The sequence below is a fragment of the Holzapfeliella floricola DSM 23037 = JCM 16512 genome, from assembly GCF_001436605.1.
GTDB lineage: Bacteria > Bacillota > Bacilli > Lactobacillales > Lactobacillaceae > Holzapfeliella > Holzapfeliella floricola.
Window position 1 is genome coordinate 95,315 of sequence record NZ_AYZL01000019.1, and the last position, 11,192, is coordinate 106,506.

12 protein-coding genes are annotated in these 11,192 nt (G+C 32.2%); 5 read left to right on the top strand and 7 right to left on the bottom strand.

Annotated elements, in window-relative coordinates; all coding sequences use genetic code 11:
• Nucleotides 1-69 precede the first annotated feature (69 nt).
• Nucleotides 70-762 (bottom strand): CPBP family intramembrane glutamic endopeptidase, encoded by a 693-nt coding sequence (locus tag FC86_RS04125; RefSeq protein WP_056974806.1) that lies wholly within the window; start codon nt 760-762, stop codon nt 70-72.
• Between the two features lie 319 nt (nt 763-1,081).
• Between FC86_RS04125 and FC86_RS04130 the strand changes: the two genes are divergently transcribed.
• Nucleotides 1,082-1,618, top strand: a complete 537-nt coding sequence (locus FC86_RS04130) for a DUF5067 domain-containing protein (RefSeq protein ID WP_056974807.1) — start codon at nt 1,082-1,084, stop codon at nt 1,616-1,618.
• Between the two features lie 118 nt (nt 1,619-1,736).
• Here the strand turns inward: FC86_RS04130 and FC86_RS06695 are convergent, their stop codons facing one another.
• Nucleotides 1,737-1,859, bottom strand: coding sequence for a hypothetical protein (locus FC86_RS06695; RefSeq protein ID WP_269082360.1), 123 nt, complete (start codon nt 1,857-1,859; stop codon nt 1,737-1,739).
• A gap of 390 nt (nt 1,860-2,249) precedes the next feature.
• Here FC86_RS06695 and FC86_RS04135 point away from each other — a divergent pair, with 390 nt between their 5' ends.
• The 3 genes from FC86_RS04135 to FC86_RS04145 all read left to right on the top strand — a co-directional run bounded on the left by FC86_RS04135 (nt 2,250) and on the right by FC86_RS04145 (nt 5,080).
• Complete coding sequence (locus tag FC86_RS04135) at nt 2,250-3,080, top strand: replication initiation protein (RefSeq protein ID WP_056974808.1); 831 nt, start codon at nt 2,250-2,252, stop codon at nt 3,078-3,080.
• Nucleotides 3,077-3,892: an abortive infection family protein gene (locus tag FC86_RS04140; protein WP_056974809.1), complete on the top strand. Its 816-nt coding sequence runs from the start codon at nt 3,077-3,079 to the stop codon at nt 3,890-3,892. Before FC86_RS04135 ends, FC86_RS04140 begins: the two co-directional genes overlap by 4 nt.
• Before the next feature lie 102 nt (nt 3,893-3,994).
• Nucleotides 3,995-5,080: a hypothetical protein gene (locus FC86_RS04145; protein ID WP_056974810.1), complete on the top strand. Its 1,086-nt coding sequence runs from the start codon at nt 3,995-3,997 to the stop codon at nt 5,078-5,080.
• An 88-nt stretch (nt 5,081-5,168) separates the two neighbouring features.
• Here FC86_RS04145 and FC86_RS04150 read toward each other — a convergent pair whose 3' ends face one another.
• The 4 genes from FC86_RS04150 to FC86_RS04165 form a co-directional block, all read right to left on the bottom strand.
• Nucleotides 5,169-5,384 (bottom strand): hypothetical protein, encoded by a 216-nt coding sequence (locus tag FC86_RS04150; RefSeq protein ID WP_056974811.1) that lies wholly within the window; start codon nt 5,382-5,384, stop codon nt 5,169-5,171.
• Nucleotides 5,384-6,175, bottom strand: coding sequence for a ParA family protein (locus tag FC86_RS04155; protein WP_236692289.1), 792 nt, complete (start codon nt 6,173-6,175; stop codon nt 5,384-5,386). Before FC86_RS04155 ends, FC86_RS04150 begins: the two co-directional genes overlap by 1 nt.
• Before the next feature lie 229 nt (nt 6,176-6,404).
• Nucleotides 6,405-7,370 carry a hypothetical protein gene (locus FC86_RS04160; RefSeq protein WP_056974812.1) on the bottom strand — a complete coding sequence of 322 codons (966 nt, stop codon included), beginning with the start codon at nt 7,368-7,370 and terminating at the stop codon, nt 6,405-6,407.
• A gap of 118 nt (nt 7,371-7,488) precedes the next feature.
• Nucleotides 7,489-9,057: an ABC transporter ATP-binding protein gene (locus FC86_RS04165; RefSeq protein ID WP_056974813.1), complete on the bottom strand. Its 1,569-nt coding sequence runs from the start codon at nt 9,055-9,057 to the stop codon at nt 7,489-7,491.
• Between the two features lie 192 nt (nt 9,058-9,249).
• Between FC86_RS04165 and FC86_RS04170 the strand changes: the two genes are divergently transcribed.
• The gene (locus FC86_RS04170) at nt 9,250-10,128 is read left to right on the top strand and encodes a hypothetical protein (protein WP_056974814.1); all 879 of its coding nucleotides are present in this window, start codon (nt 9,250-9,252) and stop codon (nt 10,126-10,128) included.
• 58 nt (nt 10,129-10,186) lie between these two features.
• On the opposite strand, the gene FC86_RS04175 is transcribed toward FC86_RS04170, so the two are convergent.
• On the bottom strand, nt 10,187-11,035 hold the full coding sequence (locus tag FC86_RS04175; RefSeq protein ID WP_056974815.1) for a replication initiation protein: 849 nt from the start codon (nt 11,033-11,035) through the stop codon (nt 10,187-10,189).
• Between the last annotated feature and the right edge of the window lie 157 nt (nt 11,036-11,192).

Sequence of the window (11,192 nt, forward strand, 5' to 3'; positions counted from 1 at the left end):
AACCATAAAAAATACCCTACAATTATTGTTTTAATTAAATAATTGTAAGGCACTTCAAATCTACCTGTTTTATTTTGCAATCATACCTAAGTATGATATTAAGTTATTTAAGATATGTATTCCCATACCGCAGCGAATGTCTTTAGTTTTAATATAGGTTGTCGCAAATATCATGCCCATTACAAAGTAAATAATTCCAGAAACATGCACTGTAAAACCCATGTGAATGAAATAAAAAAGCATACCATTTGATATTACACCTAAAATATTTTTCATCTTTGAAGCATGTTTGAAGAATAGGTCAAAAAATAAACCACGAAATATTAATTCTTCAATGATAGGACCAAAAATAACAATGAAGAAACCATAAAGAAAATTACGATTCTTGAGTGCTTCTATCAATACATTTTGATTAGCAGATGTACTATTGAGGCCTAGAGAAGATATAGCCATGTTTAAGAATATTTGAAGAATGAAAATCGAAATAAAACCTAAAATAATAAATTTAATATTCTTCGTATCAAATCTCTTGATGTTAAACTGACGTGGATTATCTTTTTTCAATAAGTAAGTATAGTATCGATAACATAAGTATAAAGCTACAAGTCCTAGAACAAGTCTAAATCCACTGTTTAAAATGTAGTTCAAAGATAATGTTTCTTTATTCATAGCAAATAGTGGGATAGAAAACTGTTCAATTAAAAATATAGCAATTGCAAAAATTAATTTACCACAATAACTTAGATAATTAGAATTTTTCATACTTTACTCCTTTCTATGGTTAGAGTTGCTTTCATTTTAACATTTAATATGTGGCAATAAAAAAATAAGACTTGTTTTTAATGTTAAATCCTCTACTATCGATTTTTTTGAAATGAAAGAAACGATTCCAAGACCCTTGAATCGAGTAGTACGTAAATTTGTCATGAAAGACATCAGTTATTAATTAACGGTCGTCATTCAAATGATCAAACACGCTAGTTCATTTAGTTTTTGTTTCCTAAAAATGTAAGGACAACCCCTGCTAATTCAGCACAACTATGATATACTCTCAATACTAAGATAGTTGGAGGATTATTGGATGAAAAAGATACACTGGATTTTAATCGCAGCAGTTGGTTTAGTGTTGCTCAGACTTGGGGTAAATAGTTATGCACACCACACACAACAAGAAGAGGTTCTAGCCACAGAACTTAGCAAGAACACATCATTTGCTAATGGGATTGCCCAAACAAATTATGCAACAGTTGAAATTACGGGACATCAGATAATTAAACCTGACAAAAACCGAGAATTGTACAAAGATTCTACATTAATGTTGATTAACTTTAAAGCAACGAACAAAGCTTTTGAAGAAGGTCCAATGACACCTGATTTCTTATTCTCAACCGCTTTTGCTGGTACACAAGAAGACAAAGCCAACAAGTCCGAACAAGGACTTGATACCCTCTCAGTAGAATATTTAGGTATTCATAATTCTGAAGATCGAGTTGAAATTGGCCAAACAGCCGAAGGTAGTGTGGCTTTTGTCATTCGAGATAACTCAAGACCCTTGAAGTTAGTCGCTCATAACTTTGCTATCAAAGATATTGGCTACCAATATTTACCACTTCAATAATCAAACCCACTAATATAGCGGGTTTTTTCTTTTCCCAAAAATGTAAGGATGAAAATTAGGGTAAATAAAAAGACAGCCTTAAGGCTGTCTTTATTTTTTATGATTAGATTAATTTTATTTACTTCATCAGTAAGTAAATAATTCCACCTAAGATTACTAATCCAACTGCACTTTCTAGCTTTTCTTGTTGTGTCGTCTTTCTGATTTTGATAGTTGCATTCTTTCCAATTTTAAATTCCATGGGTTTACTCCTCACTTGAATTTTATAATCATAGCTTAAAGCAATTGATTATGTAAAGGCAAGTTAAGATATTTTGATGTTCATAAATAGTATTTCGTTAGTTCCCAAAAATGTAATGATGAGAATTCTAATCAATTTTTATATTTCTAGCCTATTGTTCAATATTTTATTATTCTTTTAAGTCTCTTTTAAAACTCTTTTACGTAAGCTGTAGCGCAATACTGACAAGGTTTACAGAGCTTTATCATTACATAATTGTGACTTATCATTACACTTTTGGGAACTCATCCTAACATTTTTGTGAATCATCATAACATCATCATCATTACATGTAACGATGATGATGTTATGATATAATCTAAAATAAACTGTAATTTTAGGGGGTACAAAATGGCTTCAAATGAAATTACCAAATACGATCAAGAATTAGATACGATTCCGTTGGGGAAATTAAAACCAAATGAAATTGACTTGTTTTTTTCAATTATTACTAAAATGAGAGATAAACGAGATGATAAAATTCGTTTTTACTTTGATGAGTTAAAAGCATTATCAGATTATCACGATAAAAATTCTGAACGTTTTTTAAACTTAGTTAGAAGTACGTATAAAAAGCTTATGACACTTTATTTTGGTAGTCGTAGCAAGTCAGGTTTACGAGAAGAATACTTTATTATATTTTCTGAATTTACAATTGACTGTGATGATTATGGTCAGTATGTGGACGTTCAAATATATGATAAAGCGATTCCTCTACTGAATGACCTAACAACTTGGGTTCGATATAGTTTGCGAGAATTAACAAGTTTAAGGAGTGCTTATTCCAAAACACTTTTTAGACTAATAAAAGGATTCAGAACCACTGGGTATTATAAGATAAAAAAAGAGGATTTTAATGAACTTATGGCGATTCCTAAAAGTTATAGCCAGTCATTGATTAACGCTCGTATTGTGAATCCATCTGTTGAAGAGTTACAACCTTACTTCAAAAACTTACGAGTAAAGAAAGAATATGCAAAAACTAAAGGTAATCCTTTAAAAAGTTATATATTTACTTTTACTCCCGAACCTAAAGATGCCGACGATTATCAAATTAAAAAAGGATACAAAAAGTCCCCTAGAAAAGAAATTGCCACTAATTGGCATTCAAAAGGAAGTAATATTGCTAAATCTGACTCAGACTATGTTAATAATCTACTCGAAACACTGGAGGAAAAATGAAACTACGTGCAAGTGATAAACGAATAATATCAAATTTTTTTACAAAATATAATTATTTAAACGATTGTCGAATTGACTTTTTAAATGCAGTTTCTATGGAAGTTCTAGATACAGCCATTTTTAATAATGAAATAAGTCCAACAGAAAATTATGTGTCTATCATTTTATATTCCGATATTTCATCATATAAGTTAATTGACTTTTCATTGGAATTATTAAAAGTAGTAGAGCAAGATTGTTTAGAAGACATTGGCTGGAACAATCAATACTACGAACTGAATAACGTTAAAGAAATATTACACTATTATCAGAAACAAACTAGTATTTTTGAAAAACTGGAAAAACATGATATTTTAAAAATAGAATTTATTGAAAAGTTAGTTAATAATATGTTTGAAAATGCTGAAGAAAATCCTGAAGAAGCTATCGGTAAAGCAAAAGAGTTACTAGAGTCTGTTATGAAGACGATACTTGATAATGAAAGAGTTACCTACTCAAACAATATTGACATGAAAAAATTATTGAAGAAGATTTCTAATCTACTTAAGCTGTCCGCAGATAGTATCAGCCAAAAAGAACTTCCCCAAGAGTTACAAAAGTGTGCTTTTGGTGTTATTAGCGGACTTAATCAATCAATTAACGGTATTATTGAATTGCGTAATAAGTTTGGATCAGGTCATGGAAAATCAGCAAAAAACAAACCAGCAATACCGCCTAGATATGCCCATCTTGTAATAGGTTCAACTTACACTGCAGTTACGTTCCTATTAGAAACATATGATTATGTTTTCCAAAATAAAAGACAGTCTTAAGGCTGTCTTTTATTATCAATTTAGATATAAATTTAATTTTCTATCCTTTTATCATTAGTGTAGACTGGAAGTATTACTAATTATTTACATGGAGGAATAAAGATGAGTGAAGAAAAATATATAGAAGTTCTAATAAATGACAGTAAATTACCTGTCAGATATTCTACTGAAATCAAAAATAATAAAGATGAGATTAATACGGTAGTATTGATGATGAATCCTAGTAGTCTTTACTGTCATAATGAAGATATTAATGTAAAAGTCTATAAGGATGGGAATAAAAATATATTATCTGCCAAAAACAGAAGTTCATTTAAATGCTTTGATATTAATAGAATTGATTTGGAAAAATCAATAAAAAAACATTCATCGTTTACTTATATAGAAGATATAATGACCAAATTATCCGATCCTAATTACGAACAATCGTATGAGAAGACATCAATTAGTCAGGTATCTGAAAATAATATAAAAAAAATTAAAACTAAAATAAATAAAAAAATTAATGCTGGATTGAAAGAATATGAAAAAAGTAATTTAAATTGTGAAGAAATGGTTTGCGATTATGTTTTTAATCATACAAAAGGTGATTCTCTCACTCAAAAATCAGATTGGGTTACTGCAATTAATCAATTAAAAGAAAAAGCACATAATCCTAAACTTGAAATACTTGAAAAACTTAAAAAATCCCCACATCTTGATAAAATGGTTTTTGATGATACCACCAAAAACTTACTAAAATTAGAAAATTTAGGAAATATATGTTTAGTTAATGTTTCTCCTTTTGTTCAAACAAACATATTGTCAAATTCACGATTATCGCAGCTCCATTCACTAAAAATCATGAACAACCCGCAAATTATGAAGCATAATTTAAAAATTATTAGCGATATAATCATTACAAATCCCAAAGCTAATATAGTTGTAGCTACTGGAGAACTGAAATCAGATCAGATGAACTTTCATTACTTTGAGGTAATGTCTAAAATTTTGGAGATTGATGGTGCTGCAGAAAGATTAAAAGGATTTACTGATAAAGTAGATGAAACAATTCTAAATTTAACAAAATCTGGTTATACTAGGCATCCTAGAACTGGAGATATTCAAGATGTCTTAGTTAATTTTAATAGCGAAACTTATCATAAATCTATGTATAACTTATACAAAAGAAAGCAAGAACAAAGCTAATTACTCAGTTAATGTATCGAAATACATTTAGCATATGAGTCAATAAAGAAAAAAGTTCTAGAATGATGATAATCATTCTAGAACTTTTTTAATATTCATCAATATGTTCTGATAAGATTTTTTCAAGTAAACGTGAACTTGAACCAAATCCTGTTTCTTCTGATTTATCATCTAAACGAGCCTTTAGTGAAGGTGTTAGTGTAAATGAGAATGATTGTTTACGTTCTTTTTTAGGTTTCAAGTGACGGTTATTAATTTTTTGTCTTAATGAATCTTGTTCTAATTTGTTGATTTCAAATGCCATTATTGCGAGATCCTTTCTGTTAAATGACTGAAGATATCATCTAATTGTTTGTATAATGTGTGAGCTGATTGATTATTTTGTTCTTCAAGCAAAGTAAACACTGATTTATTTTCAAGCGTTGATTTATTAAAGACTTCACGATAAGGCACAGACAAATCTGTTGCCACATTATCAAACTGTGCAACGCTGTCTAAGAACTCGCGTGAGGATTTAGTATTATGTTTAATCATGTTCGGCACATAAAGTGTTTTAGCATCAATGTAGCTTTCACGTGTGCGAATATCGATTGTTTCTTGCTTCAATTCTTCCATACGTGCATTGAAGATACCCAAGTTCATAAAACCAAATTCACTCGGTTCTAGCGGACTAATCACATAGTGACTGACTGCAATCATATTCTTAGTGATGGTCATAAAGTCAGGGTGACAATCAATCAAGATATAATCGAAGTCTTGAATTTCTTCAACATTATCTTGTAACCACATCATGAATAACAAATTTTGATTATTACGTGTGGCTAAAGTTGCTTCAAGACGATCAAGTTCAGGTGAACTAGGTAAGATGCTGAGTTGATCATTGATTTTGTGTAAGTCAATATTTTGACCCGTGAACACATCATATAATGTATCCGTTTCAGTTAATGCACCATAAATATGACTCAAACTACCTTGGTGGTCACTATCGACCAATAATACTTTTTTACCTTGTCCAATTAAATATTCTGCAAAGTTGAAAGTCAATGTGGTCTTGCCAACACCGCCTTTAACCGCAGCAAAGCTGATAATTTTCATAATAACCTCCCATAACATAATATAGCATATCATAGTTTTTTAAATTATAAAATATTATATTGTACTATATTATAGTTCAAAAAAAGAGGCTGATACAACTGTACCAACCTCTTTGAAGTCTTATAGAGTTTCCACTATAAAGCCCCGGAAATAATATCTCGATTATATCAGGAATTAGAGTGTGAAACTACCAATAATCAATAAGAATATTCAGTTCAGATAATTTTTACTAAAGCTGTTCTAAAGCATAATTAATTTCATCTGCCGTAAAATCTCTAGCCTGTAATTGTGTGCGATAGAAATTGTCATCTTTTGGTCCTGTATAGGCCCCATTTTCTTTAAGATATAGTGCATATCTTAGGGCTTGTTTGTTGAAATCCCAATTTATATTGTGAAGGATAAAACCAGCAGATTCAGTCCCATATTCTTGCTTAATAGTGTTAAGCATACTTAATTTTGAGTAACCTAATGCAATTAATTGTTGGGCTCTTTTGACACCTTGTTGATATTGATCAGGGATAATATCGGTTGATAAAATACTAAAATCAAATTCAGTAAAGGTTTTATCATCACGTGATTGTTCAGACTGAATATGAGCTTTTGTCCCATCTAACCATTGCTTTTGTCCTATTTGATACCAAGTTTTGCCATCAACGACTTGACGGTTAAAGGCCTGCCAGCTTGTCCCAGCGTCTACAAATCCTGTTGGGGTAGTGGGACTGCCGGCGATATTAAATTTGCTATCTGTCGGTGATGACCATAACTGACTGCTTTGATCAGCAACAACAACCGCATTAAGTGCTTGTGTTGAATTCTCTCCACCCACGTCATAATACTTACTACTTGCATATTCATTATTTCCGACCAAATACCAGAATGGGTTTCCGGGGTGATTTAAACCGCCATAAACGATGGAAGGTGGTAGAATAGCTGTCATTGCACGTGTGTTCCCCATCGGAAAAATATCAGAGTTAATATCATTCGTTAGCCATTGTGATCCTGTTGATAAATAGTGACCAACGGGTTCTGGTGTCGACCCCACATTTTTCCAAGTGGTAATCCCATAGCCTTTGACATAATTAACGGTTGCTGTGTGGTCTGGTGCAGTTGCTGCTTGTGTTTGATTATGTCCGCTTGTTATCAAACATAACGTTGCTGCACAAACCACACCTAAACCAAATACTGTCTTGTTCATCTTAATGCCTCCTAATTACGGCCATCTTAGCACAATAATTTTTGAAATCGAAATAAAAGCAATCAAAAAAGACTGCGGTGATAATGGCAGTCTTTTTTGATGTAAGTTTTGTCTGTTTTTAACCCAGTTTATCTAAATAAACAACCTGATCATATTTTTTAAGTTGGTCATCTGATACTTTATGCGAAACCTCGATTAAAGTCTGTTTAGCATTAAGCAAGTAGTTAGAAATTTTGTCACCTGTTTCAACATCTAAAGCCGATGTAACTTCGTCTGCCAAGATCATGGAACGATTAGCTAATAATCCCCTAGCAATTTCCAGACGCTGAATTTGTCCTCCTGAAAGGTTATTTCCATTTTCACCAACTTGATAATCTAAACCTTTTGATGCAACAACTTCTTCGAGTTGCGCCGCTTGAATAACAGCTTCCAAATCAGACTGACGGTACTCATTTCCCATTGTAATATTAAACAAAATCGTGTTGTCAAAAATGAAAGGATCTTGTTTAATCAAAGATGCTGCTGTTTTTAAGGAAGCATGAGATGAACTCTGTCCATTAATATAATAACTTCCTTCTGAAAAGTCTAAAAATCCGGCAATTGCTTTCAATAAAGTTGACTTTCCATAACCTGAAGGTGCAACGATTAATACTTTTTCACCTTTATTGATTGTTAAATTTAAATTATCAAACAATGGTTTGCCTTCAAGTGCAATAGCCCCATTTTGAATCTGTAGCGAGTTCACTTCGATATTGTCTTCACCTTGATGGCTGTCATCATTGATACTTCTAAGCAGTTGACTTGTATCAGCAGTTGTTTGGCGCTCATTAACAGCTCCTAACATTGCTAGCAATGGATTAATTAAGTTATTTGAAATCTGAACAATAGCAATTAGCTGTCCAACCGTTAGAAATCCACTCAACACTCGAAAGATACCAAAGCCAATCGCTAAACTTAGAATAGCTAAGTTAGCGACAGCATTAACCGTGTATGTACTAATGCCAACCATGTCGTTCATTTTTGTTAGCTCTTTTTCTAATGCCGTTGCAGATTGATTAAAGTTCTTTTCTGCTACGTTTTGAGCTTTATAGTTTACAATCGTGTCTATACCAGAAATATAGTCGGTTGTTTTTCCCATGTAAGCACTGTTTTCTTTTGACCATTCTTGTGAAGTTGCTTTGATTTTGCTTGAGAAAATTTTTGAAGCTAAAACTGGTAATAAAGAAGCCCCGAAAAAGACTAATATAGTCACATAATCTAGCAAGATTCCATATCCGATAGCAAATAAAAACATCAACACATTACGCATAATCGAAATTTCGTTCAAAATGCCTTTAGTCTCTAATTGTTTCAAATCATTGGTCATTAAAGAAACATCTTCCTTAACGGGATCACCATGAGATTTAGACATCAGATGTTTAAACAGCTTAATTTTAATGTTCTCATTACAGCTTTGTACAAGCCGATTTTTCACTCTAATATAGATAATATCCAATCCAAACAAAGCGATTAATCCAACAACAGAAATCACAATTGTTTGTATTAGCTCACTGTAGTTCCCCTGAGTTGCAATTGTAATAAAGTTGTTCACGACCCACGCGAAAAAGACCGATTCAGTACTCACCAGAACTGAAAAAATAACCGTCAAATAAAACCACTTTTTGTTCCCGTAAATGTATGCATTCATTCGATAATAATTACTCCTTTTTAATCTTTTGTTAATTTTTGTTTAATGTTAGCGATTAGGATAGTGTCTGTCAAGTTTATTTCTTTTTTTAACCTAAAATCGACTGTTAAACTTTAAAAGCATGTTAAACTTAAACAAAAAACGAACTTTATAACATTAGAATTAAACAAGGTTCGTTTATTGGAGGTTTTTATGTCTGCTTTAGTTTTATGTCTAATGGCTCTGGCATCATCTGTCAGTCGAGGGCTTATCAGTGTTATCGATCGGTTTCAAATGGGGATTAAAAAACAAGATATCACTATCGTTAATTTCAAAAATAATTTATATACTTTTGGTTTAGCGACCCTCTTGGCTGTCGTCTTTTTGAAACAAGATATTTGGCCTATGTTATTAGACTACAAAATCATGTTGTACGCGCTATTGGTACAAGCTGTAGCGATTGGCTATAGCTATTTATTCAAGTCATTGACGGTGGCTGAATCTGTTGTAGCAAGTAAATTCTCAGACTTGTTAATTCCCATCGCACTTTTTGCTAGCTCGGGGAGCTTCAGTCCGTCGAGCTATCTCATCTCGATTTTAACAACCGTAATCGTTTTTACTTTAATGATTACAAAGTACGACCGCAGTACTTTGAGTGGGATTGCCATTATCACGCCACTTTTAGTGATACAATCTGTTTTATCGCCAATTTTGACGAGTGGTTACTCAATCACAACTAATCGTTTATTGGCTTTTACATACTGCACAATCGTTTTTAGGCTTATTATCGTACTCTTTATGCTGTTTGCTAAAAAAACACCGCTAAAGGGGCAAAAATTGCAAAATAAAGAATCAACAGCTAAAGAGGTGCTCATTTACTTCTCTCGAACAGTTTTGACACTCGTCGCTCAAATTGGGTTTACCTTTGCTACATCAGGCGATTCTAGTTTGGCTTGGATTTTACTGAACATCACCTCTCTTTATGGCGTCGTCTTTTCCAGTTTTATTCTCAAAGAAAAACTTAATGCCAAAGCAATCGTTGCTTTAGTGCTAGTTTCAGGGTTAACAGTAATTAAAGCTTACTTTGGTTAAACACAAAAAACATCACGTTAAAACGTGATGTTTTTTGATGTAAGTTTTGTCTGTTTTTTTAAGCATGCACGCCATCAATTTGAGTCAAAAGGTCGTTTAAATGATAATCAACGCTTTCTGTCTGAACTGCTTCTTCTTTTGACCAATCAGTTGCAATTTCTTGCTTGTTTGTTTTAGCTGATTGTTTTGAAACAGATTCATTAAAATTGAAGTCGTTTTGTTTACGTTCTTCTGGTTTAAAAGTGAACTGATAAGCCGCAATTGGATTCCCACGGCCTTTTTTATGAATGGGCGTAATTGTTAAATCTTCAAAAAATTCATCTAAATTTTTTTGAATTGTTTTAAGTACTGTTCGTGTCACTTCTGCATTGCTATATGATTTGGGAATATCTAGCAATTCTCGAAATTCATCTTTTTTGAAGTAGGCAAATCCTGTTGTTCGATACTGTTTAAGTAGTCTAAATGCTGTTTTAGCATACGTACTGTTGATGTTATTGAACTCATGAAGTGAATACCTCACCCACTCTTCTAAGTTATTGAGTAGTGGCAGGGCTTCTTCATAAATCTTGATATCAACATACGGCTCATCAGCCGTCCCCCGGATTGTGAATTTTGAAAATAGCACAAACACTGTTTCATCAAGTCCATTAGCATTTTGATCAATAAATTTTAAATCCAAAATCTTTTTGTAGGTTTTGCGTAAGTCACTCACAAATCGTTTATTAGCTGTCGGTTTGTACTCACTCAAGTCTTTCAACTTGCTAAAAGTAAATCTTACCGTCTCGTCTTTTCGATCTCGCATTTTTGAGATAATCGAAAAAAATAAATTCATTTCAGTTGCTGTGAATTTTTTGAGAGGGATAGTGTTTAACTTGGGACTATATTTTGTTATCTCGTTATTTGCCATCTCGTTCTCCTCCAAACTGCTCATAGGCATACTATAAATCTTTTGATGGGATTAGTCAATCATATTTACATCAAAGATTTATTTTTTTTTAGACAAAACTTACATCAAATAAATTTGTTTATTTTAGACAAAATTTACAGTAAATCACCCTTTTTTT

Bases quoted from the DNA above. Each gene is read 5' to 3' on its own strand.
- FC86_RS04125 (WP_056974806.1), bottom strand. From the start codon at position 762: ATGAAAAATTCTAATTATCTAAGTTATTGTGGTAAATTAATTTTTGCA.
- FC86_RS04130 (WP_056974807.1), top strand. From the start codon at position 1,082: ATGAAAAAGATACACTGGATTTTAATCGCAGCAGTTGGTTTAGTGTTG.
- FC86_RS06695 (WP_269082360.1), bottom strand. From the start codon at position 1,859: ATGGAATTTAAAATTGGAAAGAATGCAACTATCAAAATCAGAAAGACG.
- FC86_RS04135 (WP_056974808.1), top strand. From the start codon at position 2,250: ATGGCTTCAAATGAAATTACCAAATACGATCAAGAATTAGATACGATT.
- FC86_RS04140 (WP_056974809.1), top strand. From the start codon at position 3,077: ATGAAACTACGTGCAAGTGATAAACGAATAATATCAAATTTTTTTACA.
- FC86_RS04145 (WP_056974810.1), top strand. From the start codon at position 3,995: ATGAGTGAAGAAAAATATATAGAAGTTCTAATAAATGACAGTAAATTA.
- FC86_RS04150 (WP_056974811.1), bottom strand. From the start codon at position 5,384: ATGGCATTTGAAATCAACAAATTAGAACAAGATTCATTAAGACAAAAA.
- FC86_RS04155 (WP_236692289.1), bottom strand. From the start codon at position 6,175: ATGAAAATTATCAGCTTTGCTGCGGTTAAAGGCGGTGTTGGCAAGACC.
- FC86_RS04160 (WP_056974812.1), bottom strand. From the start codon at position 7,370: ATGAACAAGACAGTATTTGGTTTAGGTGTGGTTTGTGCAGCAACGTTA.
- FC86_RS04165 (WP_056974813.1), bottom strand. From the start codon at position 9,057: ATGAATGCATACATTTACGGGAACAAAAAGTGGTTTTATTTGACGGTT.
- FC86_RS04170 (WP_056974814.1), top strand. From the start codon at position 9,250: ATGTCTGCTTTAGTTTTATGTCTAATGGCTCTGGCATCATCTGTCAGT.
- FC86_RS04175 (WP_056974815.1), bottom strand. From the start codon at position 11,035: ATGGCAAATAACGAGATAACAAAATATAGTCCCAAGTTAAACACTATC.